Annotated in this window: 22 protein-coding genes; 9 read left to right on the forward strand and 13 right to left on the reverse strand. The window is 69.3% G+C overall.

Going from position 1 to position 25,170, the window contains the following annotated elements; translation table 11 throughout:
* The first annotated feature begins 46 nt into the window (after nucleotides 1-46).
* Genes QSK32_RS34585 through QSK32_RS34615 form a run of 7 tightly spaced genes read left to right on the forward strand, consistent with a single transcriptional unit; the run spans nucleotide 47 to nucleotide 6,589 of the window.
* Complete coding sequence (locus QSK32_RS34585) at nucleotides 47-1,084, forward strand: ABC transporter substrate-binding protein (protein WP_285474248.1); 1,038 nt, start codon at nucleotides 47-49, stop codon at nucleotides 1,082-1,084.
* Nucleotides 1,081-2,076 (forward strand): adenosine deaminase, encoded by a 996-nt coding sequence (gene add, locus QSK32_RS34590; RefSeq protein ID WP_285474249.1) that lies wholly within the window; start codon nucleotides 1,081-1,083, stop codon nucleotides 2,074-2,076. The genes QSK32_RS34585 and add overlap by 4 nt, the downstream gene beginning before the upstream one ends.
* Nucleotides 2,073-2,867, forward strand: coding sequence for an ABC transporter permease (locus QSK32_RS34595; protein WP_285474250.1), 795 nt, complete (start codon nucleotides 2,073-2,075; stop codon nucleotides 2,865-2,867). Before add ends, QSK32_RS34595 begins: the two co-directional genes overlap by 4 nt.
* Nucleotides 2,864-3,643 carry an ABC transporter ATP-binding protein gene (locus QSK32_RS34600; protein ID WP_285474251.1) on the forward strand — a complete coding sequence of 260 codons (780 nt, stop codon included), beginning with the start codon at nucleotides 2,864-2,866 and terminating at the stop codon, nucleotides 3,641-3,643. The genes QSK32_RS34595 and QSK32_RS34600 overlap by 4 nt, the downstream gene beginning before the upstream one ends.
* Nucleotides 3,640-4,719, forward strand: a complete 1,080-nt coding sequence (locus QSK32_RS34605) for an adenosine deaminase family protein (RefSeq protein ID WP_285474252.1) — start codon at nucleotides 3,640-3,642, stop codon at nucleotides 4,717-4,719. Before QSK32_RS34600 ends, QSK32_RS34605 begins: the two co-directional genes overlap by 4 nt.
* A 5-nt stretch (nucleotides 4,720-4,724) precedes the next feature.
* Nucleotides 4,725-6,098 (forward strand): NtaA/DmoA family FMN-dependent monooxygenase, encoded by a 1,374-nt coding sequence (locus tag QSK32_RS34610; RefSeq protein ID WP_285474272.1) that lies wholly within the window; start codon nucleotides 4,725-4,727, stop codon nucleotides 6,096-6,098.
* A complete protein-coding gene (locus QSK32_RS34615; protein WP_285474253.1) occupies nucleotides 6,098-6,589 on the forward strand; it encodes a flavin reductase family protein in 492 nt (163 codons plus the stop codon). The genes QSK32_RS34610 and QSK32_RS34615 overlap by 1 nt, the downstream gene beginning before the upstream one ends.
* Here the strand turns inward: QSK32_RS34615 and QSK32_RS34620 are convergent.
* Together QSK32_RS34620 and QSK32_RS34625 are read right to left on the reverse strand one after the other, a co-directional pair.
* Nucleotides 6,578-7,543, reverse strand: coding sequence for an NADPH:quinone reductase (locus QSK32_RS34620; RefSeq protein WP_285474254.1), 966 nt, complete (start codon nucleotides 7,541-7,543; stop codon nucleotides 6,578-6,580). The two genes, QSK32_RS34615 and QSK32_RS34620, sit on opposite strands and share 12 nt — an antisense overlap.
* Nucleotides 7,544-7,561: 18 nt before the next feature.
* Nucleotides 7,562-8,080 (reverse strand): PadR family transcriptional regulator, encoded by a 519-nt coding sequence (locus QSK32_RS34625; protein WP_285474255.1) that lies wholly within the window; start codon nucleotides 8,078-8,080, stop codon nucleotides 7,562-7,564.
* Nucleotides 8,081-8,186: 106 nt separating this feature from the next.
* On the opposite strand from QSK32_RS34625, the gene QSK32_RS34630 reads away from it, so the two are divergent.
* Nucleotides 8,187-9,482, forward strand: coding sequence for an MFS transporter (locus tag QSK32_RS34630; protein ID WP_285474256.1), 1,296 nt, complete (start codon nucleotides 8,187-8,189; stop codon nucleotides 9,480-9,482).
* A gap of 10 nt (nucleotides 9,483-9,492) precedes the next feature.
* On the opposite strand, the gene QSK32_RS34635 is transcribed toward QSK32_RS34630, so the two are convergent.
* The 11 genes from QSK32_RS34635 to QSK32_RS34685 form a co-directional block, all read right to left on the reverse strand.
* Entirely contained in the window at nucleotides 9,493-10,080 is a 588-nt protein-coding gene (locus QSK32_RS34635; RefSeq protein ID WP_285474257.1) for a maleylpyruvate isomerase family mycothiol-dependent enzyme, read from the reverse strand.
* On the reverse strand, nucleotides 10,077-10,907 hold the full coding sequence (locus tag QSK32_RS34640; RefSeq protein WP_285474258.1) for a fumarylacetoacetate hydrolase family protein: 831 nt from the start codon (nucleotides 10,905-10,907) through the stop codon (nucleotides 10,077-10,079). Before QSK32_RS34640 ends, QSK32_RS34635 begins: the two co-directional genes overlap by 4 nt.
* Nucleotides 10,904-11,992, reverse strand: coding sequence for a cupin domain-containing protein (locus QSK32_RS34645; protein WP_285474259.1), 1,089 nt, complete (start codon nucleotides 11,990-11,992; stop codon nucleotides 10,904-10,906). The genes QSK32_RS34640 and QSK32_RS34645 overlap by 4 nt, the downstream gene beginning before the upstream one ends.
* Nucleotides 11,989-13,653 (reverse strand): (2,3-dihydroxybenzoyl)adenylate synthase, encoded by a 1,665-nt coding sequence (locus QSK32_RS34650; protein ID WP_285474260.1) that lies wholly within the window; start codon nucleotides 13,651-13,653, stop codon nucleotides 11,989-11,991. The genes QSK32_RS34645 and QSK32_RS34650 overlap by 4 nt, the downstream gene beginning before the upstream one ends.
* A complete protein-coding gene (locus QSK32_RS34655; RefSeq protein WP_285474261.1) occupies nucleotides 13,650-15,698 on the reverse strand; it encodes an acetate--CoA ligase family protein in 2,049 nt (682 codons plus the stop codon). Before QSK32_RS34655 ends, QSK32_RS34650 begins: the two co-directional genes overlap by 4 nt.
* Nucleotides 15,699-15,739: 41 nt before the next feature.
* Complete coding sequence (locus QSK32_RS34660; RefSeq protein ID WP_285474262.1) at nucleotides 15,740-17,311, reverse strand: FAD-dependent monooxygenase; 1,572 nt, start codon at nucleotides 17,309-17,311, stop codon at nucleotides 15,740-15,742.
* A 90-nt stretch (nucleotides 17,312-17,401) separates the two neighbouring features.
* Nucleotides 17,402-18,253, reverse strand: a complete 852-nt coding sequence (locus QSK32_RS34665) for a carbohydrate ABC transporter permease (RefSeq protein WP_285474263.1) — start codon at nucleotides 18,251-18,253, stop codon at nucleotides 17,402-17,404.
* The gene (locus tag QSK32_RS34670) at nucleotides 18,250-19,173 is read right to left on the reverse strand and encodes a carbohydrate ABC transporter permease (RefSeq protein ID WP_285474264.1); all 924 of its coding nucleotides are present in this window, start codon (nucleotides 19,171-19,173) and stop codon (nucleotides 18,250-18,252) included. The genes QSK32_RS34665 and QSK32_RS34670 overlap by 4 nt, the downstream gene beginning before the upstream one ends.
* 74 nt (nucleotides 19,174-19,247) lie before the next feature.
* The gene (locus QSK32_RS34675) at nucleotides 19,248-20,597 is read right to left on the reverse strand and encodes an ABC transporter substrate-binding protein (protein ID WP_285474265.1); all 1,350 of its coding nucleotides are present in this window, start codon (nucleotides 20,595-20,597) and stop codon (nucleotides 19,248-19,250) included.
* Nucleotides 20,598-20,626: 29 nt separating this feature from the next.
* The gene (locus tag QSK32_RS34680) at nucleotides 20,627-21,733 is read right to left on the reverse strand and encodes an NAD(P)-dependent alcohol dehydrogenase (protein WP_285474266.1); all 1,107 of its coding nucleotides are present in this window, start codon (nucleotides 21,731-21,733) and stop codon (nucleotides 20,627-20,629) included.
* Between the two features lie 115 nt (nucleotides 21,734-21,848).
* The gene (locus QSK32_RS34685; RefSeq protein WP_285474267.1) at nucleotides 21,849-23,294 is read right to left on the reverse strand and encodes an aldehyde dehydrogenase family protein; all 1,446 of its coding nucleotides are present in this window, start codon (nucleotides 23,292-23,294) and stop codon (nucleotides 21,849-21,851) included.
* A gap of 265 nt (nucleotides 23,295-23,559) precedes the next feature.
* On the opposite strand from QSK32_RS34685, the gene QSK32_RS34690 reads away from it, so the two are divergent.
* Entirely contained in the window at nucleotides 23,560-24,378 is an 819-nt protein-coding gene (locus QSK32_RS34690; protein ID WP_285474268.1) for a PaaX family transcriptional regulator, read from the forward strand.
* Nucleotides 24,379-25,170: the final 792 nt, after the last annotated feature.

Here is a 25,170-nt window from a genome sequence, read left to right on the forward strand (position 1 = left end):
ACGCGCCGGGCTTCCGTACGCCACTGATCCTGCGTTTTCTGTATTGGTGGCCGATCAAAAGCACAATTCAGCAAAGCGTCGCGGGTGGGCCGCCGGCGCCCTGACACTCCTCACCGCCCTCACCGCCGCGTGCGGGTCCGGAACCACCGCCGAAAAGCCCGGGCTCGAGCAAGTCACCTTCGCACTCAGTTACCTTCCCGATCCCTCGCTCAGTGGATTCACCTACGCCCAGCAGAACGGCCTCTTCGAGAAGGCCGGCCTCGAGGTCGAGGTGGTCCCGTGGGGCAGCACCCCCTCGGAGTCACTGGTGGCGACGGGACAGGCCGATATCGGCATCGCCACCGACCTGCGCACCACCCTGCTGGCCCAGGCCGCCGGGATGCCGCTGGTGTCGACGGCCGCCATCTTCCAGCACACGCCCTACGTCCTGACCACCCGCAAGTCGGACGGCTACACCTCACCGGCCCAGCTCGCCGGCAAGACCTACGGCGGCTTCGGCTCCCCCATGGAGATAGCCGTCGTCAACGACATGATCGCCGCGGCCGGCGGCAAGGGCGACGCCCAAAACGTGACACTGAGTGTGGCGGCCTTCGAGGCGCTCGCCTCCGAACGCGTCGACACCGTGCTCTCCTTCCCCGGAAACCTGTTCGACCTGGAGAAGAAGGGCACGCCGGTGGACACCTTCGACTCCACGAAGTTCGGTGTGCCCGACGGCTACGCCAGCAACGTCATCACCAGCAAGACGTACCTCAGCGAGCACCGCGACACCGTGCAGCGATTCATGGGAGCGCTACGCGACGGGTACGACGCCGCGATCGCTGACCCCGCCGCCGCGAACAAGTCCGTCCTGGACTTCTTCCCGGACAAGCTAGACCCCGCCCAGGTCGAATACGTCAGCAAGATCCAGACCGAGCGGCTGTTCCCCAGCCCGGACGGCACGTTCGGCACCCAGGACCCCGCCGTCTGGCAGGCCAACGCCGACTGGCTCGCCACGAACGGCATCCTCAGCGGACCGGGCGGCACCAAACTGGACAACTTCGACACGACCGGCCTGTTCACCAACGAGTTCCTGGCTCAGAAGTGAGCGCCGGTCGCGACCTCGCCCGGCTACCGAAGGCGCACCTGCACATCCACCTCGAAGCAGCTCTGCCCCCGCAGACGGCGCAACGCCTGGCGCAGCGCCACGGTGTGCCGATCCCTCCGGTGCGGTACACCGGTGACTTCAGCGGCTTCGCCGGCGCGTTCCTCGGCTTGGTGGATCTGCTGGCGGCACCACGGATGCTCGCCCAGGTCATCGACGAGGCGGCCACCGACGCCGCGGCCGAGGGTGTCGTATACCTGGAACTAGGCGTCAGCCCGCACTTCTACGCCGATGCCTACGGATCCGCGGCGAACGCGCTCGCCGCCATGGCCGGCGCAGCCGAGGAGGCCACCGGACGGACCGGCGTCGAAGTCGGCCTCATGGTGACCGTCGACCGAACCCTCGGCGCCGAGCACGCCGAACAGACCGCCCGGCTCGCCGCCCGATGGTCCGGCAGGCGCGTGGTCTCACTCGGCCTGGCCAACGAGGAACGCGGAAACCCGGCCGCTCCACTGTCCCGCGCGTTCGCGATCGCCCGGGACGCCGGCCTGCGCGTCACACCGCACGCCGGCGAACTGGTCGGCGCCGAGGCCGTCACCGAAGCCCTGGACGAGCTGCGCCCGGACCGCATCCAGCACGGGATCCGCGCCGCCGAGGATGCCGGCGTCGTCGGCCGCCTCGCCCGGGAACAGGTCTGCCTCGACGTCTGTCCCACCTCCAACGAGCTGCTCGGTGTCGTCCCCGGTGACCGGCCGCATCCGCTGCTCGCCCTGCTCGACGCGGGTGTCCCGTGCTCGATCAACGCGGACGACCCCAGCCTGTTCTCCTCCTCGATTCTCGGCGAGTACCAGCTGTCACGCGAACGGATCGGGCTGTCCGACGAGCAGCTCGCCGCCTGCGCCCGGACCTCCATCACCTTCTCCGCGCTCCCGCAGACTCTTCACCGGCGAGCCGTGGACGGCATCGAAGCCTGGCTGCGAGAGCCGGCCTCATGAGCGGCGACTCCCCTCCGTCGTGGCGCCGGCCACAATGGGCGCACCTCGCGCCACTGGCTGCACTCGCCGCCCTGACCGCTGTCTGGCAGAGCGTCCCGGCATGGACCGGCCTCGACGTCACCGTCCTGCCGCCGCCGAGCCAGGTGATCTCCGCGGGCTGGGCCGACCGCACCGCAATCGCCGAAGCGACCGGCGCCACGCTGCAGATCACCCTGCTCGGCCTGCTGCTCTCGGTCGGACTCGCCGTGGTGCTGGCCGGGGCGCTCAGCTTCCTGCGCCCACTGCGTCAGACCATGCTACCGCTGCTCATCGGTGCCCAGTCGGTGCCGGTGATCGTGCTCGCCCCGCTGTTCATCATCTGGTTCGGGTTCGGCCCGGAACCGAAGATCCTGTTGGTCGCGGTGGTCAGCATGCTGCCGCTGACCCTGGCGACGCTGCAGGGGCTGCTGTCCGCCGATGACGAGGCGGCGACCCTGCTGCGTTCGATGGGCGCCTCCGGCTGGCAGGTCTTCCTCCGGCTGCGAGTCTTCTCCGCCCTGCCCTTCTTCTTCACCGGGCTGCGGATCGTCGCGAGTTTCGTCGTGGTCTCGGCCATCTTCTCCGAGTACGTCGGCGCCAAGACCGGCCTGGGCATCTACATGCAACTACAGAAGAACCTGTTCCGCACCGACCTGGTCTTCGCCGCGGTCCTCGTCACCATCGTGATCGGCCTCGCACTGTTCGCCACGACATACCTGCTGGAAGCCCTCACCATGCCCTGGGAACGACGCCGGAAGGCGGCCCGCCGATGAAACCCCTGCTCACCGTCGATCACGTCGCGAAGTCGTTCACCGCACCGGACGGCCGGATCACCCCGGTCATCGCCGACATCAGCCTCGAACTGGCCGCCGGCGAGTTCATCTCCGTGGTGGGCCCCAGCGGCGCCGGCAAATCGACGCTGTTCCACCTGCTCGCCGAACAGACCAGCCCCACCGCCGGCGCGGTCACCTTCCACGGCGAGCGACGCGCCGGCCAGCCGTTCTCGGCGTACATGCCGCAGAAGGACCTGCTGCTGCCGTGGCTGAGCGTGCAGGACAACGCCGGGATCGGACTCGAGCTCAGCGGGATGCGCCGCCGCGACGCCCGGCGCCGCATCGCCGAACTGCTGCCGACGTTCCGGCTCGAGGGACGAGCCACGGCCCTGCCGTTCGAACTCTCCGGCGGCATGCGCCAGCGGGTCGCCCTGCTGCGCACGGTGGTACAGAACCGGCCGGTACTGCTGCTCGACGAGCCGTTCGGCGCACTGGACTACCTGACCCGTACCGAATTGCAGCTGTGGTTGTCACAGTTGTGCGCCCGCGACGGGCTCTCGGTCGTGCTGATCACCCACGACGTGCCGGAGGCGCTGCTGCTCTCCGACCGGGTCTACGTGCTGTCGAACCGGCCGGCCACCGTGCGGCACGTCCTCGAACAGCAGGCGCCACGGCCACGGGACCTGTCGTTCCTGGAGACGGCGGAATTCCGGCACAACGAGCGGCTGCTGCTCGACGAGCTGACCGCGAGCACCCGGGAAGGACTGGCAGCATGAGCACGATCAGCACCGCTGACGACTGGCGTACCGAGGAGAGCGGGCCGGTCGACGCCGCGCTGCACCGGATCCTGCTGTGTCGCCGGCTGCCCCGAGCCGAACTGCACCTGCACCTGACCGGGGCGCTGCGCCCCAGTGTCCTGGCCCGGCTCGGCTACCCGGTCGACCGGCGCCACCTGGACTACGGCGGTGTCGAGTCGTTCTTCGCCGCACACCGCGACGTGGCGGCGCATCTGCGCGACGCCGGCGTCCTGCGCGAGGTCGTCGAGCACGTGCTGGACGGCGCGGCCGACACCGGATGCCGACACGTCGAGCTGTCGGTGAACGCCTCCGAGTTCGGGTCCTTCCCGAACGGTCTCACCGCGGCGCTCGCCGCCATCGGTGCGGCGTTCGAGTCCGTGCGCCGCAGGCTCGGACTCTCCGGAGGGATCATCGTGGCCGCCGACCGCGCCCACGATCCCTCCGCCGGTCTGGACACCGTCCACACTGCGGCCATCGCTCGCGAGCACGGCGCCCCGGTCCTCGGTATCGGCAACGACGGCTTCCCCGCACACCGGCTGGCGGCGTTCGCGGGTGTCTACGACGAGGCGCGCCACCACGGGTTCCGGACCACCGGACACGCGAACAAGCCACGCGACGTCCCGGAGGCGCTGGACCTCGGTCTCGACCGCGTCGACCACGCCTGGGAGTTGCAGGGCCGGCCCGAGCTGCAGCGCCGGTTCGCCGAAGCCGGCACACCGGTGACCATGGCGATGACCAGCTGTCTGATGATGCTGCCCGGCCGATTCCCCGCCGCGGCCGCCTACCCGCTCGACGAAGTCCGCAGGGCCGGCGTGCGCGTCACGCTCAACACCGACGACGCCGCGATGTTCTTCACCGACTCGGCCCAGGAACATCTGCTGGCCGCCACCACCTACGACTGGGACCCCGCCACGCTCGCCGATATCACGACGGCGTCACTGGAGGCGGCCTGGATCGAACCCAGTCTGCGCCCGGCACTGCTGGCGGCCTGGCGTACCGAAACCCGCGCCCTACTCGACAACCCCCGCTGTCCTGACCGAGGAGTGAAACTGTGACCCGCATGATCCTGGGCGCCTTCCAGACCATGAACCCGAACGGCACCATCGGGTCGAGCTGGGCGGAACCTGGCAACACCTCGCTGGGATACCTGGGCGTCGACTACTGGACGCGGCTGGCCCGCCGGCTGGAGGAGGGCGGCTTCGACTTCCTGTTCTTCGCCGACTCGTACGGATATCCCCTGATCGACGGCGAGGTCCTGCCGCACGCCCTGAGCGCGGGCATGTACGTCCCGATGGGTGATCCCATCGTGCTTGCCTCGTGCGTCGCCGCGGCCACCACACGCCTCGGTGTCGTCGTGACCTCGTCGACGACCGTCGAACGGCCCGCCGCTGTCGCCCGGCGCTACGCCACGCTCGATCACCTGTCCGGCGGGCGGATCGGCTGGAACATCGTCACCGGCGCCGCCCAGGCGTCGTCCGCGGAACTCTTCGGTGAAGCGCTGATCCCTCACGACGACCGGTACGCCCAGGCCGCGGACCACGTCGAGATCTGCCTGAACCTGTGGGAACGTTCGTGGGACGACGACGCGCTGCGGCTGGACCGGGAGACCGGGGTCTTCGCCGACCCGGAGAAGGTCCACCTCGTCGAGCACTCCGGCAAGTTCCTGAGCAGCCGGGGAATCTTCGCCCTGCCTCCGTCGCCGCAGCGCAGTCCGCTGCTCGTTCAGGCCGGCACCTCCAAGGCCGGCCGATCGTTCGCCGCCGGCTATGCCGAGCTGGTGTTCCTCGGCGGCGGTGACACGCCGGTGATCGCGGCACAGATCGCTGACATCCGCAACCGGGTCGACCAGGCCGGCCGGCCCCGTGACAGCGTCAAGTTCGTGGTCGGCGCTCATTTCGTGGTGGGGACCACGGCCGAGCAGGCCCAGCAGAAGCGAGCCCGGATGCTGGAGATGGCCACCCTGGAGCATGCGGCGACCACCTACGCCTGGGTGACCGGCATCGACCTGACCCGGCTTGCGCTGGACGCGCCCATGCCGCGGCTGCACACCGAACAGGGCCAGACCAGCGTGGACCGATTCACCGACCCGGAGACCGGCATCCGCAACACGGTCCGCGAGATCCTGGTCGAGTACCGCGACAACGGTATCAACGGCACGGTCTTCGTCGGCGATCCCATCACCATCGCCGACCAGGTCGAGCAGTTCCTGGAGCAGACCGGCGCCGACGGTTTCCTGGTGCAGCCGCACCTGACACCGGGCACCTACGACGACCTGATCGATCTGCTGGTTCCGGAACTCACCCGGCGCGGCCTGCTGGAGCAGGAGTCCCCCACCCCGGGCACGCTACGGGCCCGGCTGTTCCCGGAGCACGGGGACCGGCTGCCCGCCACCCATACCGGCGGCGCCCGCCGCAACACAGGCGGAGCCGCGTGATGATGCCCCTGCGGGGCACGGCGGTGCGCGACATCTTCGCATCGGTGCCGACCGGCGTGGTGGCGCTGGCCGCCGAGACAGCCTCCGGACCGGCGCTGCTGGTGGCCTCGTCGTTCAGCGTCGGGGTGAGCTTCGACCCCCCGATGTGCGCGGTCGCGGTGCAGGCCACCTCCCGCACCTGGCCGGGGTTGCGCGCGGCGTCCCGCATCGGCGTCTCGGTACTCGGTACCAGTCAGGCGGCAGTCATCGATGCTCTCGCGTCGCGCGACAGCACCGATCGGTTCCGCCACGTCGAGCGGCACGTCACCGAGGAGGGCGCGGTTCTGCTGGCCGGTGCGGCGTTGTGGCTGGAGTGTGAGATCGCCGCCTCACACGATGCCGGCGACCACGAGATCGTGCTGTTACGGGTGCACGCCGCCGCCGAGACGGCGGACGTGGAGCCGGTCGTATTGCATCGCCGGGCCTACAACCGCCCCCAGTTACTGCGGTAACGACAGCAGAACCCGATCACGGGTCCCGGCGTCGACGCGGTCGTGGGCCTCGGCGATGCGGTCGAGGGGTATGGGCGTACCGATGGCGATGGACAGAGCCCCGGCTGCGGCGGCCGCGGTCAGATCGGCCGCGGCCTGCTGTTTCGCCTCGGCGGGGAAGTCGTCGCTGCCGAGCAGCCGGATGGTGATGTTGTCGAACAGCATCGGCCAGAACGGAAAATCCGGGCGGTCCCGGCCGGTGGCGTAGGCGGCGATGACAGCCTGGCTCTTGGCGACGGCGGCGTCGAGGTCCACGTTCTCGGAGAATGCCACTTCGATGATGCGATCGACGCCATCGGGCGCGTGGTCACGGATCGCAGCCGCCGCGTCGGGCCGGTCCAGCGCGACGGCCGGGATGGACACCTGCGCCAGGTCGGCGCTGCCGCGGACAGTGCCGATCACGGTCGCGCCGCCCCAGCGCGCCAGCTGGGCTGCCATTGCCCCGACACCGCCGAGCACGCCGTGCACCAGGACGGTCTGCCCGATGACGGGTCCATCACCGAATACGGCCCGGTGCGCGGTGATGCCGGGGATGCCGAGACTGGCGCCGAACTCGTCGCTGACGTGGTCAGGCAGGTCGACGGCACACTGTTCGGCCACGACGGTGTACTGGGCGGCGGTGCCGAACGGCCGGTAGGACTGGGCGTTGTACACCCACACCCTCCGGCCGATCCGGCCGGTGTCGGCACCGTCGCCGACGGCGTCGATGACGCCGGCGCCGTCGCTGTGCGGGATGACTCGCGGGAACGGCATGGTCGAGCCGAGCCAGCCTCGTCGCTTCTTGGTGTCGCCGGGGTTGACGCCGGAGAGGGTCAACCGGACCCGGACCTCGCCGGGACCGGGATGCGGATCAGGAAGGTCGCCGACGTTCATCACGGTGGCCGGTCCCTGCTGGTCGTACCAGGCAGCAAGCATGAGTGCTCCAGATTCTTCTCAGTCGGTGTCGCCGAGGACCTCGCGCAGCCAGGCGCGTTCGGCTCGGCTGGTGGCGCCGGCGGTGAGCAGCATGCCCCGCCGGTACGGGTCGGTGATGTCGGCGGCGCGCACCGGGCGGTCGCCGTCGAAGAAGAAGCTCGCCGGCTGGTCCAGGAACGCCAGGCGCCGCCGCAGCACCGCGTGCTGTTCGGCCACGTCGGGCAGCTCGGAGAGGAAGGCGAGGACGACCAGGAACCGCGACATGTCGGTGATCTCGTGATCGGCGGGCCGGCGCAGCCGGTCGAGCATGTCGGCGCGTCCGGCATCGGTGAGGCTGAGCAGATAGCGCCCGCCGCCCGCCCCGGGGTCGGGGCGCCGTTGCAGCAGGCCGGCTTTGGCGAGGCGATTGAGGGCCGGGTAGAGGGTGCCATCACTGACCGGCCGGGTGAAGCCGGTCAGCCGGGAGACCCGGCGGCGTAGTTCGTGGCCGGGCAGGGGGCTCTCGGCCAGGAAGCCGAGGATCGCTAATTCGAGCATGTCTTCATCCTCACAGTGACATCGTTTCGATGTTCACATCGATTCGATGTTAGCGTCCTGCACGAGCCCTCTTGTGGCGGCCTCCCCTCACCTCTGCGAGCAAGCGATGACTCTGACAACCTCCGGTACCACCCTGCACATCCTGCCGCGATCTTCGCTGGCTGTGGCGGCGTTCTCTACGGTGGTCGAGTGGTACGACTTCACGCTCTACCTGTTCATGACCACCGTGCTGTCGCGGGTGTTCTTCGGCAGCGGTGCCGGCTCCCTGCTGACCACCCTGGCGGTCTTCGCCATCGCCTACGTCATGCGTCCTCTCGGCGCGCTGGTCTTCGGCCACCTCGGCGACCGGTATGGGCGGCGTCAGGTCCTGCTCGCCTCGATGACGATGATGAGCATCGCCATGCTGGCCACGGCGCTGCTGCCGATCCGAGAGCAGATCGGCCCTGCCGCGGGCCTGCTCCTGTTGCTGCTGCGCTGCGTCATGGGTTTCTCGGTCGGCGGTGAGTACACCGGCGTGATGACTTACCTGGTCGAGGGCGCTGTGCCGCGCCGCCGCGGCCTGGTGGCGTCGCTGGCCGCGGCAGCCAGTGAGATCGGGGCGCTGCTCGCGGTGGCCGTGACGGCGGTGACCACCGCGCTGGTCCGCGGTCCGGCGCTGGAATCCTGGGGCTGGCGCATACCGTTCCTGGTCGGTGCCGTTCTCGCCGCTGGAACCCTGATCGCGCGCACCGTGATGCGGGAGTCGCCGGCCTTCGCCGGGGTGCAGCAGGCGTCCGCCACGACGTCGCGGCCACTGCGCCAGGTCCTGCGTTTCCAGCGGGCAGCCTTGTATCGCACGTTTGCGATCTCGGCGCTGGGTTCGATCACCTATTACGTCGGCATCACCTATGTGCCTACCTACCTTGTCGCTGTGGGCGGCTTCGCCGAGGATGACGCCCTCTGGCTCGCCACCGTCGCCTCCGCCGCCGTCATCGCCGTCACACCCCTGGCCGGTTGGCTCGCCGACCGGTTCGGACGCCGGCCCACCATCCTGGTGTTCGCCTTTCTGTCGGTGACCCTGCCGGTCGCGATGTTCGCGATCATGAACGGTGGCGGCCACACCCCGGCGCTGGCAGGAGCTGTCGTTCTTGCCCTGCTGGCCGGTGGGGTGAGCGCAGTGGGCGCGTCCGCATCCCCGGAACAGTTCCCGGTCGCCGGCCGGCTCAGCGGACTGGCGGTGGCCACCGTCGCCACCACCGTTTTCGGCGGGCTGACGCCCTACCTCGCGCAGCTGCTGGTCGACACCAGCGGCTGGCGTCTCGTGCCCGGCGTCATGGTCGCCGCGGTCGCCCTCGCCACCCTGCCCGTGCTGTGGCGGCTGCCCGAAACCTCACACGGTCTGCGCGGTGGCGACGCGCGGTGACCTGAAACGCTCAGAGCCACGGTCCGAGCCCGGGCGGGTGCGGCGCCCTGCCGGTGAGCCAGGACGCCAGCCCGGCGCCCTCGCCCGTGGCGGTTCGTCGTAAGACGACGTCGGCCAGCAAAGCCGCGATGAAGTCGCCGGGTAGATCATCGAACGTCAGCCCGGTGTCAAGGTCGACCGCGTGAATCATCACTTCGCGGGCACGCATCCACGGGATCTCGGTGGCCGGCACCGTGCGGCCCTGCGCGGTGACCACCTGCGCCTGCCGTTGCCCGGGGGTCAGGTCGCCGAGCGCCTTCTCCAGCCGTCCGGCGGAGTCACGTACCGCTTCCCTGAGCCGGCCCGGCTCCCAGGTGGCTCCCTCGTCGATCTCGGCGGCGCGCTGCTGCGGCGAGGCGTACATCCGCTTCTCGGTGCCGGCCGCCGCCCAGGACACCAGCCGCAGCAGCGCTTGCGCGTTGAAGTGCACGTGCGCGACGAGATGTCGCCGGCTCCAGCCCGGCAGCCCCGACGGCCCGTTCAGATCCACGTCCGACAGGACGTCGAGGCGCTCCAGGAACAGCGTCGTCCCGGCCTGCGCCCAAGTCCGGGCGCTCATTCGCCCCGGACCTGATTCGTCAGCCGTCCGATCCCGCCGATCTCGGTCACCAGCGTCGAGCCGCCGGCCAGGTACCGCGGTGGTTTTCGCGCATGCCCGACTCCGCCCGGAGTGCCGGTGGCGATCACGTCGCCGGGTCGCAGGGTCACGATGGTCGACAGGTACCGGACCAGTGCCACCGGGTCGAAGACCAGGTCCGAGGTGTCGGCTTTCTGCATGATCTCGCCGTCGACCGAACAGGACAGCGGCAGAGCGGGTCGAACCCCGCCGGGCAGTTCGTCGGGGGTCACGAGCATCGGGCCCAGCGGCGTGGTCGCCTCGAACGTCTTGCCCTGCGTCCATTCCGTGGTCCGGTACTGCCAGTCGCGCATGGTCACGTCGTTGAGGACCGCGAATCCGGCGATCGCTGCGGCTGCCGAAGCCTCCGAGGCCCGACGGACCATGCCGCCGATCACGACGGCCAACTCCGCCTCCCAGTCCACCGCCGCCGACTCGGGTGGCGCGACGATGTCGTCGCTGGCCCCGATCAGCGCGTCGGCGAACTTGGTGAACACCGTCGGGTACTGCGGTAGCTCCCGGCCCATCTCCAGGATGTGGTTGCGGTAGTTCAGGCCGATGCAGAAGACCTTTCCGGGGACAGGTACGACCGGCGCGTGGTCGAGCGCGGCCGGATCGTGGTCCGGGCCGTCGGCGGCCGCCGCGACCTCCCGCCAGCCGGTGGTGGCGAGCAATGAGCCGACGTCAGGGTGGCCGGTCTCGACGGCGCGGCCGGCGTCCACCCGGACCGCACGGGTGCCTTGCGGTGTGCGGATCGTCGCGAGTCTCATCGAGCGGCTCCAGTCTCGGTACGCAGCAGCGACAGCCGCTCGATGATCGGTGCGTCGGAGAAGGTGAAGAGGTCCAGTCCGGTGTCGGTGTGCAGGGTGGTCTCCGTCCAGGAGGGCACGACGAAGACGTCGCCGTGTGCCAGGGTGAAGTCGGTGCCGCTCAGCGTGACGGTCCCGGTCCCGTCGAAGACCTGCCACACCGAGGACGCGGTGGTTCGCACCGGCCGGGTCCTCGCGCCGGCCCGAAGCCGGTGCATGCCCATCCGCATGGTGGTCAGCGCGTCCCCGCCGGTCGTCGGATTCGAGAAGCGCACGGCCGCATGACCCGGGCCGAGCACTCCGGGGTGGCCCTCCTGTTCCAGTTCGAGCTGCGCGGTCAGCGCGGCGTCGGTGTTCGCCCATCGGTACGCCATCAACGGCGACGCCGGCTGTGCCGCGGCCGCCGACTCGGGGGTGACGCCGGCGCTTCCCCACAGCCGTTCGTTGCGGCTGCGCTCCGGGGTGCTGCTGTCCCGCACCACCTCCGGACCGAATTCGAAGAAGCCCTGGTCGGTGGTAGCGACGAAGGGGATGTCGAGTCCGTCAAGCCAGGCCATCGGCGTGTCGGAGACGTTCTGGTGCCCGTGGAATCGCCAGCCGGGGGTGAGCAGCAGATCACCGCGCCGCATCGCCACCGGGTCGCCGTCGACGACTGTCCAGACACCGTCGCCTTCGAGCACGAATCGGAAGGCCGACTGGGTGTGCCGGTGCTCGGGTGCGTTCTCGCGCGGGGCGAGGTACTGGATGGCCGCCCACAGGGTGGGTGTCGCGTACGGGTCGCCGGGCAGGCCGGGGTTGCCGAGGCCGATCGCGCGTCGTTCACCGCCGCGGCCGACCGGCACCAGGTCCGCGCTACGTGCGGCGAGCGGGTGCAACTCGGCCCAGCGCCACAGGTGCGGCACCGCGCGTGGCTCGGGAGAGAAGGGCATCAAACCTTCCCGGGTACGCCACAGCGGGGTCATGCCCACCGCGGCGAAGTCGTCGTACAGCTCGGTGAGCGCGGCCTGATGCTGTGGGCTGTCGAAGCCGGTGTCCAGGGTGGTCATGGCGTGCCCTCCTTCAGGACGAGGCGGTTGCTGATGTCGGCCCGCAACGCCTCTTTGTCGATCTTTCCGACTTTGGTCGTGGGGATCTCATCGACGATTTCGAGACGCTCGGGCAGCTTGTAGGCGGCAACACCTTCGGCCGCCATCGCTGACTGCAGTTGGGGCAGGGTGAGTGCGGTGCCGGCGTGCAGCACCGCGAACAGGCAGATCCGCTCGCCCAGTTCAGGGTCGGGCATCGCGACCGCGGCGACCTGGAGTACCTGTGGCAGCCGGTACACGAGGTTCTCCACCTCCTCGGCGCTGATCTTCTCGCCACCACGGTTGATCATGTCTTTGTCCCGGCCTTCGACGACCAGGTTGCCGTCGGGCCGGCGGCGCACGATGTCGCCGCTGCGGTACCAGCCGTCGGCGGTGAACGCCCGCGCGTTCTGCTCGGCGGCCCGGTAGTAGCCGCGCGGTGTGTACGGGCCACGGGTCAGCAGGGATCCGGGCTCCCCGTCGGGCACATCCTTGTCGTACTCGTCGACCAGCCGGATCTCGTCACCCGGGCTGAGCGGCCGCCCCTGGGTGTGGCAGACGACGTCGTCGGGGTCGTCGAGCCGGGTGTAGTTGAGCAGCCCTTCGGCCATCCCGAACACCTGTTGCAGGCGGGTGCCGAGCACCGGCCGGACCTGCCGGGCGACCTCGTCGGCGAGGCGGGCGCCGCCGACCTGCAGCAGCGTGAGGGTGCGCAGCTGGACGGCGCCGACGTCGACGGCGTGCTGCAGCCAGCGCTGGGCGACCGCCGGCACCGCCGCGGTGGCGGTGACGCCTTCGGCCGCGATGGTCGCGAACGCCTTCTCCGGGCTGGGCGAGCCCAGCATCACCACGGTGCCGCCGGCCAGCAGGGTGCCGAGGATGCCGGGGCAGGCCAGCGGAAAGTTGTGGCCGGCGGGCAGGGTCACCAGGTAGACGGTGTCCTCGCCGAGTTCGCAGACGGCGGCGCTCTCGCGGGCGTTGTAGGCGTAGTCATCGTGGGTGCGGGCGATCAGTTTGGGCAGGCCGGTGGTGCCGCCGGACAGCAGGAACACCGCCACGTCCCGCGCACCCGGCAGGTCGGCGTCCCATCGTCGCCGGTGCGCCGAGGCGTCCCCGGGCGCTGTGGCGAGGGCGGTCAGGTCGGCGGATCCGGGCTGGATGTCGTCCCCGGTGACCAGGACGTGCCGCAACGCCGGCAGTTCGGCGGCGAGTTCGTGGCCCATGGTCTGGTGGTCGAAGCCGCGCAGCACGCCGGGCACGGCGATGGCCTGGGCATCGCTGTGCCCGGCCAGGTAACGCAGTTCGTGCCGGCGGTGCGCGGGCAGCGCCATCACCGGCGCCACCCCGGCGCGCAGGCAGGCGAGGGTGAGCACGACGAACTGCCAGCAGTTCGGTAACTGCACGACGATCCGGTCACCTCGCTGCAGGTCGAGCTGGTCGCGCAGAGCGGTGGCCAGGGCGTCGCTGCGGGCGATGAGTTGCGCGTACGTCAGACGGGTCTCGCCGTCGACCAGTGCGACGTGCCCTGCTCGCTCGTCCGCGCTCGCCCAGAGCAGGCTGCCGAGTGAGTCGCCGCGCCACCAGCCTCGGGCGACGTACTCCCGCACCGCACCGTCGGGCCAGGGAACTACGCCATCGTTCATCTGCGTGCGCCTTCCTGTGTGTCCGGGTGGCCGGCCGTCACCACCGCGTCGAGGGCAATGACCCCTTCTGCGGTGAACCGCAACGGGTTGATCTCGATGGACTCCATCTGGTCATTCGCGATGAGCAGGTCGCCGAGCACAGCCGCGACCCGGCCGACCGCCTGCCTGTCGACGGCTGGTGCACCACGGAATCCGTTCAGCAGCGGCTGGCCGGACAGCTCGCCGAGCAGGTCGGCGACCTCGGCGCCGGTGGTCGGCGCCGGGGTGGTCGCCACGTCGGCGAAGGCCTCGGCCATGACGCCGCCGAACCCGACCAGGACCATCGGGCCGAACACCGGGTCGCGGACCGCCCCAACTATCAGGTCCACGCCGGGTGACGCCATCCGTTCGGCGAGGAAACGGCGTGCCCCTGCCGTCTGCAGGATGTCCAGGGCCTGGTGCAGCCCGGCCTGCTCGGTGATGCCCAGGTGCACGCCGTCGATGTCGGTCTTGTGGGTGACTGAGGCGTCGAGCAGCTTCATCGCGAGGGGGCCGCCTAGGTCGGCGAGCGCCTGTTCGGCCTCAGCGCGTGTCTCGTAGACCCGCCGCTGCGGGGTGGTGATGCCCAGCGACGTCAGCAGCGTCTTGGCCTGATCCTCGTCGAAGACTGCGCCGTCCACCCGGCCGGCGCCGGCAGTTCCCGAGGAGGTGGCGCGTGCCCGGGACTGGGACTGGGCGTCGTGCACCAGCGCCGTAACCGCGGTGGTGAGCGCCGCCGGGCTGCCCAGAACTGCGACACCCCGCGGGCGCAGAGCCTCGCGCAGACCCGCGGTCTCCGACGCCGGGCCACCGGTGGCCACCACCACCCGGGTACAGCCGGAGGCGGCGAGAGCAGCGGGCAGGTCCAGCGAGTCGGGTTCGGCCAGTGCGTACACGCTGACCAGGTCGATCGCCGGGTCGGCGGTGACAGCGGCGATGACCTGAGGAAACGTCTCCCCTGGTCGGCCGGTGTCGACCGGGTTCGCCTGATAGGTCAGTGGTGGCAGCAGCCCCGCGAGCCGGGCGGTCGTCGCCTCGCCGAGCGGCGGGACGGTCACACCGTGTCCGCGTAGCCCGTCCACGTGCAGCAGGCCCGGCCCGGCCTGCGCGGTGACGACGCCGACGCCAGGGTGCCGCCGTGCCGGGAGCCGAACCAGGGACAACGCGGTGACCGCGTCGACCAGTTGCCGTTCGTCGTCGACCAGGACCGCGCCCGCCTGGCGCAGCGCGGCGCGAGTGACTCGCCATGACGTGGAAAGTGCTCCCGTGTGGGAGCGGGCGAAGTCGGCGACGTCGTTGCGGCCTAACACAAGCGCCGCCACCGGGACCCGGGCGGTCAGGGCTCGTACGGCGGCGGTCAGGGCAGGCCCGTCGGTGACCGATTCGATGTGCAGGGCCACGGCGCGGGTGGTGTCGTCGCCGGCCAGATGGGTCAGCACGTCGGCTGCAGTGACGTCGACGGCGTTGCCGAGCCCTACGGCCAGGGAGACGCCGAGGCCGGCTTCGGCGAGCAGGAACGCGAGGGCATGGTTGACGCCGCCGCTGGCGGCGACCACTGCGACCGTTCCGGCGGGGACCGAGGCCGCGCCGGGGACGAAGGTCGCGGTCAGGCCGAGCGCCGGTGCGAGAAACCCCGAGGTGTTGGGCCCGAGCAGAACCACGCCGGCATTGCGGGCGGCCTCGATCAGGTCTGCCTGGTATCCGATGCCGGGACCGCCGGCCTCGGCGTATCCGCCGGAGCAGACCAGCGCGGCCCGCACTCCGCCGGCCGCTGCCTCAGTGAGCGCACCGGCGCTGGCCGGGGCGGGTACGCACAGCACCGCGAGGTCGAGCGGCGCACCCAGCGCAGTGGCCGCGTCGGCCACGCTCGCAAACCGGCCCTGGCCGGGATCGGCGTCGCGGGGGTTGACCCCGGCGACCGGCCCGGGAAACCGGGACAGCGACCGGCTCATCACGGCGCCGAGTTTGGACCGGTCGCGGGAGGCACCGATCACCACGACACCGCGGGGTGCGAAGAGCGGTTCCAACCGGCGGGAGTCTGATGGCGCTATCACCTCGGCGCCGGCGGTCACAGCGACTCCCCTGACCGCACGCCGATCAGGTCGGTACGACCGGAGAGCAGTTCGGTGAGGGCCGCGTCGCGGTCGGTGATCCCCAGGGTCAGCACCGGAGTGTGGTGCGTCATCCGGGCCTCCTCGCAGATCAACCGGCGGGTCAGTGCCGTGCCGCCGCGGACCGAGATCAGCGCGGCGCCAGCCGTGACGCCCTTGGCAAGCGACTCCAGCACCGCAGTGAGATCACCCTCGGATGCTGGCGCCGGCACGTCCAGCACCCATGCACCATCGGTGGCCGGAGCGGCGCTCAGCGGCAGCGCGCCGCCCGGTAGCCGGATCGCCTGGTCGTCGACCGTGACGAGCCGGGTGGGCAGATGACGGCCGGCGATCTCGATCGGGCTGTCCAGCGGTTCGGCGCCGTGTGCCGCCTGCCAGGCGTCGTGTGCGGCGGCGACGAAGCCGGCGTCGCGGCGGCGCAGTTTGGCGTCGGTGAGGAAACGGGTGAAGAAGTGGTAGGCGAACTGCCACGGCGGCAGCGCGTCATGTGTCCGCCCAAAGTGCTCCCACCAGGAGAGACTCGGCCGCGCCGAGCCTTGGATCTTGGCAACCTGCGGCTGGCGGACGCTCTCGTAGGCGCCCAGCGCGGCGTCCACATCGCCTACCGTGTCGAGCGCTGCGACCAGGGCGATCGCGTCCTCCATCGCCATCTTCGTGCCGGATCCGACGGAGAAGTGAGCGGTGTGGGCGCTGTCGCCGAGCAGCGCTATCGCGGTTGGCCCGACCCGGTGGTGCCAGCGGGCGGCGCTGCGGGTGCGGAAGTTGCCCCACCGTGAGTTGTTCACCAGCAACCGGTGCCCGTCGAGCTGTCCGGCGAAGAGGTCTTCCAGGTATCGGCGGCTGCGTTCGTCGCTGGGACCAGGAGGCTGGGTGACGTCGAACTCGTCGAGACCGGCGCGCCGCCAGGTCTCCTCATCGGTCTCCACGATGAACGTCGAGACCCCGCCACCGATGGGATAGCCGTGCACGGCGAACACGCCGTGCGGACCTCGTTCGTGCACGAATGTCAGCTGTTCGAACGGGTAGGTGGTGCCGAGCCAGATGAACTTGGCCGTCGCGGTCTCGGCCGACGGCTCGAACGTCTCAGCAAACCGATCGCGCAGCTGGGAGTTGGCTCCATCGGCGGCGACCACGAGGTCGCACCCGGCGGCGAGCAGATCATCCGGTGCCATCGCGGTGGCGAATCGCAGGGTCACACCGGCGGCTGCGGCGCGCTGCCGCATCAGTTTGAGCAGCGTACGGCGTTCGACAGCCGCCATGCCGTTGCCGGCGCAGCGGAATCGTTCGCCGTACAGACGCACCTCGATCGGGTCCCAGTGCACCCCGTGGTCGCCGAGCGCGTCCCGGAGCACCGGGTCGGCGGCATGGATGCCCGCCAGGGTCGCGTCCGAGAAGACGACGCCGAAGCCGAACGTGTCGTCGGCCCGGTTGCGCTCGAACACGGTCACCTCCCGGGTGGGGTCCGAGGCCTTGGCCAGGGTGGCCGCGAACAGGCCACCTGGTCCTCCGCCGAGCACCGCGATCCGCATCAACCCTCCACCACGCCTCTCACATCACGTATTTCATTCTGGCGACGGCCAACACGATAGTGACACATGTTCCGTCGGGTTTCCAGAGCGTTACTTGACAGCGCCGGCCGCGAGGCCGCTGCGCCAGTACCGCTGCAGACCGATGAAGGCCAGGATCAGCGGCAGGATCGACAGCAGGGCGCCGGTGATGACCAGCATCTGCAGGGTCGGGTCCTGGGTGATCTGCGAGTTCCAGATGTACAGGCCCAACGTGACCGGGTACAGGTCCTGGTCCTGCAACATCACCAGCGGCAGGAAGAAGTTGTTCCAGACCGCCACGAACTGGAACAGGAAGATCGTCACCAGCGCCGGCGCCATCAACCGTGTCGACACAGTGAAGAAGGTGCGCACCTCGGAGGACCCGTCGAGGCGCGCGGCTTCGAGGATCTCCTCCGGCACCGACGCGGCGGCGTAGATCCGCGCCAGATAGACACCGAACGGGCTGACCATGCTCGGCAGCAGCACCGACCAGTAGGTGTCGACCGCACCGACCCGGCTGAACATCAGGAACAGCGGCAGCGCCAGGGCGGTGGCGGGCACGAGAACGCCGGCCAGCACGGTGTTGAACGTGATGTCCCGGCCGGTGAACGCGTATTTCGCGAGGGCATAGCCGGCCATCGTGGCGAACAGGGTGCCGAACGCGGCGCCGGCGCCCGCGTACAGAAGGCTGTTGAACATCCATCGGGCGTAGACGCCACCGTCGCGCTCCAGCAGGTCGCTGATGTTGCCGAACAGCCGGACGGAATCGGCCACCCACAGTCCCGGGCTGTTGATCAGGTCGCTGCGCGTCTTGGTGGCGGCCATCAACAGCCACCAGATCGGGACCAGGAAATAGGCAGCGAAGATCGCCAGGAACAGGGTGGCGCCGATGGTGGACGTGCGGTGCGGAGCCTGCGTGCTCATGCCATCGCCCGCTTCTGCGTGATCTTGAGGAAAGCGAAGGACAACACGCAGGTCGCCAGCGCAAGCACGACCGAGTAGGCGGCCGCGAGGTGGTAGTTCGGCACGTTGGAGGTGGCGTAGACCATCATGTTGGGCGTGTAGTCGCTGCTGACCGCGTTGGAGAAGAGCCGGAAAACGGTGGGTTCGTTGAACAGCTGCAGGGTGCCGATGATGGCGAACACCCCGGTCAGGATCAGCGCCGGCGCCACGATGGGGATCTTGATGGACCAGGCGATGCGGAACTGACCGGCGCCGTCCATCCGGGCCGCCTCGGTGAGCTCGCCCGGGATGGCCTGCAGCGCGGAATAGATGATCAGCATGTTGTAGCCGGTGTAGACCCAGTTGACGATGTTGGCGAGGGCGAACATCAGCAGCCCGGAGCCGAGCAGGTTGACGTTCTCGGCGATGGCGGGGAACGGCGAGAGGCTGGGCACGTACAGGAACGCCCACATCAGGGCGGCGATCGCTCCGGGCACCGCGTAGGGCGCGAAGAAGACCAGCCGGAAGAAGCGGCGTCCCTTCGGGACCGCCGAATCCAGCAGAAGGGCAAAGACAAGAGCCAGGCCCAACTGCACGGGTACGGAGACGCAGAAGAACATCAGTACCCGCCCGATGCTGGCCCAGAAGTCGCTGTTCGCCAGAACCTGCTGGTACTGGGTGAGCCCGCCGAACACCTGCTGTGGCGCGCCGAAGGTTCCCACCCGTTCGATGGTGAACAGCGACTGGTAGACCGAGTAGCCGATCGGGATGAGATAGAAGAGCGCGAACAGCACGAGGAAGGGGCCGAGCAGGATGGCGATAGCGCCTCGGTGCTGGTTGCCGCGCCGAGGCCGCGGTGGTGTTCGGTGGGCCGGCGGTACAGCCGCGGAGATTGTCTGCATGTTCGCCATCGGACGGATGCTCCTGAAGAGAAAGAGTCAGGGCGGAGCGGGACGGCTGCTGCGCCCTGACTCACCTACTCGGTGACTTGGATGGCCTGGGATTTCATTGTGGTGATGGTCTTCTGCTGTGCCTCGGTGACCGCGTCGAGCACGGTGCCCTGGCCGTTGATGGCGTCGCTGAGTCCGTCCGCGAGGTCGGTGAAGGTCTGGGTCATCGTCGGACCCCATTGCCACGCCTCGTCCACCTGCGCCGCGGCTTCCTGGAACGTCTTCCAGATCACCTGGTCGCCGAAGTACGGATACGGCTGCGTCAGCGCGGGCAGGTCGGTCTCGCCCGCGGTGGTCGCCGGGAACTGGCCGCCGTTGGCGTTGTTGAGCGCCAGCGCCTCGAGATTGCCGAAGGCCCAGAAGGCGAACTTGGCCGCCTCGGCCGGGTGCTTGGAGTTCTTGAACACGACGGTGGTCGAGCCGCCCCAGTTACCGGAGACCTGCTGGCCGGCTTGCCACTGCGGCAACGGCACCACACCCCACTTGCCCGCGGTGCCCGGTGATCCGTTCTCGATCAGTTTGGCGGTCCAGGCAGCGCCGATCACCGACCACTGCCGGTCGGTCTCGAGCGCCTTGAACTGGGTGTCGGTCAGCGCCGGGGTGCTGTCGACGAGCTTCTCGGTGATCATGCGCTGCCAGTAGTCGGCGACCTGCTTGGTCTTGTCGTCGGTCATCGAGACCGTCCAGGCGCTACCGGAGTTGCTGAACCAGTTGGCGCCGTTCTGCCAGGCGAGCGCCGCGAAGTAGTTGGCGGCGTCCGGCGGGAAGTTGGTGATCAGACCGCCATTGGCCTTGACCTGCTTGGCCGCGTCGTAGAACTCGTCCCAGGTGGCGGGTACCGCGATGCCGCTCTTCTCGAACAAATCCTTGCGGTAGTAGAGAGCGAGCGGTCCAACGTCCTGCGGGACACCGTAGACGGCGCCGGGCTCACCGAACGCGACCTGCTTCATCGTCCACGGCACGTACTGGGCGGCGGTTTGCGCCACACCGGGGCAGGCGCCGATGTTCGCCAGGCCGTCCTGCATGCGGAAGCTGGGCAGCGAATCGAACTCGACCATGCCGAGGTCGTCGGTGTTACCGGCCTTGATCTGATTGGCGTATGTCTGGTAGGTGCCGCGTGCTCCGGCGGCGACCTCCTTGTACTGGACCTGGATGTTCGGGTTCTGCTTGTTCCACAGGTCCACGGTCTTCTGCATGCCGGGCACCCAGGAGGAGAAGGTCAGGGTCACCTTCTCCCCCTCCGCGGCTGCCGAACAGTCGCCTCCGGCGCTGGTGGTGGTGTCGTCCGAGCCCCCGCCACTGCAGGCGGCCAGCAGAGCGAGTGACAGAACTGCCCCGGCGGCCAGTGACTTGCGACGTATGTGACGCAACGTCATCGTTGCGGTTTCCTTTCTCATGAGGGACTTCAAAAGACGACGACCGGCTTGATCACGGCGCCGGATGCGGAGTCGGCGAAGCCGGCGTTGATGTCGTCGAGCTTGTAGGTGCGCACGAGCTTGTCGAACGGGAATCGGCCCTGTTTCCAGAGCTCGACCAGGCGCGGGATGAACTGCTGGGGAACCGAGCTGCCCTGGATGATGGTTTTGAAGGTCCACCCCTTGACCAGGGAGGCGCCGATCTCGAATTCGGCGGTGGTGCCCGGGGCCGCGGCGCCGACCAGCGCCAGGGTGCCGCGGATGGACAGCGCGCCGATGAGTCCGGCGAGCACGCCCGGGATGGCGGTGGTGTCCAGCGCGTAGTTGACGCCCTGTCCGCCGGTGATGCTCATCAGCTCGTCGACGACGGTGCCGGCGGCGGCGTTGACGACATGGGTGGCGCCGAGTTCCTTCGCGAGTTCGAGGCGCGAGTCGTGCAGGTCGATGGCGACGATGGTGGTGCAGCCGGCCACTCTCGCAGCCATGACCGCGGCCATGCCCACGGCGCCGACACCCGAGACGGCGATCGAGGATCCGGCCGGTGGGCGCAGTTCGTTGAGGACCGAACCGGCGCCGGTCTGCATGCCGCAGCCGAGCGGCGCCATGACCTCCAGCGGCACCGACGGGTCGATGCGGACGAGGCTGCTCTCCACGACGTTGGAGTACGTCGAGAACGAGGACTGCCCGAAGAAGTGCGACGAGATCCGGGTCCCGTCGGCGGTGGTGAACGCGGTGGTGCCGTCGGTGCGGCTGCCGCCGAAGTCCTGAGCGAACAGGTTCTCGCAGTACGCCATCCGCCCGGCCTGGCACTCGTTGCAGGCGGCACAGTAAGCGGCGGAGAGCACGACGTGGTCGCCGGGCCGCACGCTGGTGACCGACTCGCCGACGGTTTCGACCAGGCCGGCGCCTTCGTGGCCGAGTACGGCCGGCAGCGGGGTCGGATAGATGCCGTCGCGGACGATCGCGTCGGTGTGGCAGATGCCGCCGGCGACCATGCGTACGCGGGCCTCGTTGGCGCGGAGGTCGTCGAGTTCGAGTTGCTGTACGGAGAGCGGGGCGCCGAGTTCGCGGGCCACCGCCGCGGTCACTGTGGTCATGGTCGGTCCTCTCATCGCAACAATCAGTCATAAAAGGGAGGTAAGAGAAGGCCTTCAGGCGTGCAGGGGTGACGCCCCGGCCGGACGGTGGCCGGGGCGTGTGGATTGCCCGCTGTTACTTCAGGTGCCGGATGGCGTGTTCCTCGACGTATTCGGACAGCCCGGCAGTGCCGAACTCGCGCCCGATGCCGCTCTGCTTGACGCCGCCGAACGGCATCCGCAAGTCCAGCGATTCGAAGGAGTGGGTGTTGATGAACGTGCTGCCGGCCTCGATCTGCCGGGCCAGCGCGAGCCCGCGCTGCGGGTCGGTGGTCCACACCGACGCGCCGAGGCCGTACTCGCCGTCGTTGGCCCAGTCGAGCGCCTGCTGCTCGTTGTCGTACGCGATCAGCGGCACGATCGGCCCGAACTGCTCCTCACAGGAGATCGGCGCCTCGTGGGCGACGTCGCGCACGACGTGAGGCAGCACGTAGTAGCCGTTGTCCCAGGTGTCCGCGTCACGCTTGCTGCCCAGCGTGAGCAGGGTCGCGGCGGAGTTACGGGTCCGGTCGATCAGGTCGGTGACCTTCTTGTACTGGGCCTCGTTGTTGAGCGGCCCGAAGCTGACCTCGGGGTCGAGACCATGGCCGACCACGTACTGGTTCACCCGGTCGCAGAAGGCGTCGGCGAAGCGCTGGTACAGCCCACGCGGCACGTAGATGCGCTTGACGGCGAAACAGATCTGCCCGGTTCGGGTGTAGACGCCCTTGAGCATCCGGTCCAGGGCTGCGTCGATGTCGACGTCGTCGAGGACGATCGCCGGGTCGTTGCCGCCCAGCTCGAGGGTCACGTTCTTGATCGTGCCGGCGGTGGACTCGATCACCTTGCGGGCGGTCGCGATGCCGCCGGTGAATCCGACCTTGCGGACCAGCGGGTGACTGGTGAGCGCCGCGCCGACGTCGCCCTCGCCGTGGACGACGTTGAGCACGCCGGGCGGCAGCAGGTCGGCCATCCGGGTGAGAAGGATCGTCAGCGCCGCCGGAGCGAACGGCGACGGCTTGAGCACGAGGGTATTGCCGGTCGCCAGCGCCGGGGCCAGCTTCATCATGGTCAGGACCACCGGCATGTTCCACGGCACAATCGCCGCCACGACGCCGCGAGGGACGCGCTCCACGCTGATGAAGCTCTGCTCGTCGTCGTACTGCACCGGACGGCTGAAGTCCTCGACGAGGCTCGCGGTGTGCTGCAACACGCCGGTGCCCAGCCCGAAGTCGGTCTGGGCCTCCCACAGCACGCCGCCGTGCTCGCGCACGAGCAGCGGAGCCAGGTCGGCGCCCGCCCCGGCGACGACGTCGGCAGCCGCGAGGATCAGCTTGGCGCGCTCGGCAGGCGAGGTGCGGCGCCAGCCGTCGAAGGCGGCGTGGGCCGCACGGACCGCCCGGTCGACATCGGAGGCGCTGCCGACGGCGACCTGCGCCACGGTGTCGTCGAGATGGCCGGGGTCACGGATCTCGCGCAGGTCGCCGAGGACGGTCTCCCCGCCGATCAGATGACCGATCTGCGGGATGTCGATGCTGGTCATGACGGAATCCTTTCGGAGACGGCCGCGTCCGCGTCGGCTGAGCGGGAGCAGGTCGTGACGCCGGGCGGGCTGGACTGACCGGAATGGATGTCGAGGTGTCGACCGCCGTGGGAGAGCGCGACGGCGGATCTGGGCTCTAGCATCGTGACCCAAGTAACTTGTGTCAATTGCGTGTCGGCCGTTTTTTCAATGAGTCACGTAAGCTGCCGGGAAGTACCGGCGCCGCCCTGTGGCACAGTGACGGCAAGAGTTGTCAGGAGGCGTTTTGCTCAAGCCGCGCTCACTGGTGTTCGACCTCTTCGGGGACTACCTGCGCTACCGGGGCGGCGAGACGCGCCTGCGCGGGCTCGTCTCCCTGATGGAATGCTTCGACGTTCCCTCCGCCACCACCCGCGTGGTCGTCAACCGGTTGCGCAACGAAGGCTGGCTGGAAAGCCGCCGCGACGGCCGCGAGACGATCTATGCACTCACCGGCGCGGCCTGGGAACTGTTCGACGAAGGCCGTTCGCGCATCTTCGACCGGGTTCGCAGCCCGTGGGACGGCCAGTGGCACATGGTCATCTACACCGTGCCGGAGACCGAGCGGACCCTTCGCGGCCAGTTACGCAAGAAACTGTCCTGGTGGGGCTTCGGCCCGCTCTCGCCCGCCGTCTGGCTGAGCCCACATGACCGCCTCGAGCAGGTGAAGAACGAGTTCATCAAGGAACCCGCCGTACAACTGGACGTTTTCCGGTCACGCTCGGCGGGCCTGGAGTCCGATCGCGACATCGCCTCGCGCGCCTGGGATCTCAAGGAGCTCGACAGCGACTACGTCGACCTGCTCGAGGTCTACCAACCCCGGCTCGCCGACTACCGCGCCGGCCGGCTGACCGGCCGTGCCGCGCTGGTCGAGCGAACCCAATTGATCCACGACTACCGGCTGTTCCCGTTCCGCGATCCCGATCTGCCGTCTGATCTGCTGCCCGACGGCTGGCACGGCCGTCTCGCCCACGAGATCTTCCTCGAGGCCCACGGCCTGCTGCGTACCGCCGCGGACGCCTACGTCGACGAGCTCATCGCCTCACCAACCGATCCGGCGGCGTAACGCGTCACTCCGCTCCAACCCGCACCGAGGAACACCACGCCGCATGCCGAAGGCCGCCGGCGGCCTTCGGCATGCCGCCGCCACACGTCCTGCTCCTTCATGGAATTCACCAGGAAGGAAAGGCCGATGCCTCGACCCCTCACACTCCTTAGTCTCGCGCTCACGCTCGCCGCGTCATTGACCGCGCCCGCCTCCGCCGCCCGGCCCGCAAACGCCGACCATGCTCGGCACGCCCCGGCGGCCAGGACCACAACCGGCTGACTGCAAGGCACACGGCGAGGAACGGCAGATACCTTCCTCGGCATCCCCTACGCCGAACTGGCTCACCTGTTCGACTTCAGCCTCGGCACCACATCGGTGCCGCGCACCTCGCGCCTGCTCGCCTGCTCGCCTGCTCGCCTGGCAAATCAAACGACACTGGGGCACGTCCGCCGAGACCGGCGATCCGAACGGCCGCGGTCTGCCGTCCTGGCCGGCATACCGCACCGCCACGCACGGGACTCTGGTCCTGCAGCCTGACGGCCCTGGGGTTTCCACCTCAGCGAGCCAGCAGCACAACTGCGACTTCTGGGCAATCCTGCGCGGAGCCTGAGTGAGACCCTCACCACAGGGTTGCTTCTACAATTGTTGTTGCTACAAGCTTCTGCATGGTCCATAGTTGTCACTACAACCAATTGCGGAGGGCATCATGGCGCACATCAGCATCATCGGCACCGGCAACATGGGTCAGGCCATCTCGGGCCTGGTGGCCAAGGGCGGTAACACCGTCGAGCTGCTCAACAGCTCACACGC

It is taken from the genome of Actinoplanes sp. NBRC 101535, assembly GCF_030269225.1.
GTDB classification, from domain to species: Bacteria; Actinomycetota; Actinomycetes; order Mycobacteriales; family Micromonosporaceae; genus Actinoplanes; species Actinoplanes rectilineatus.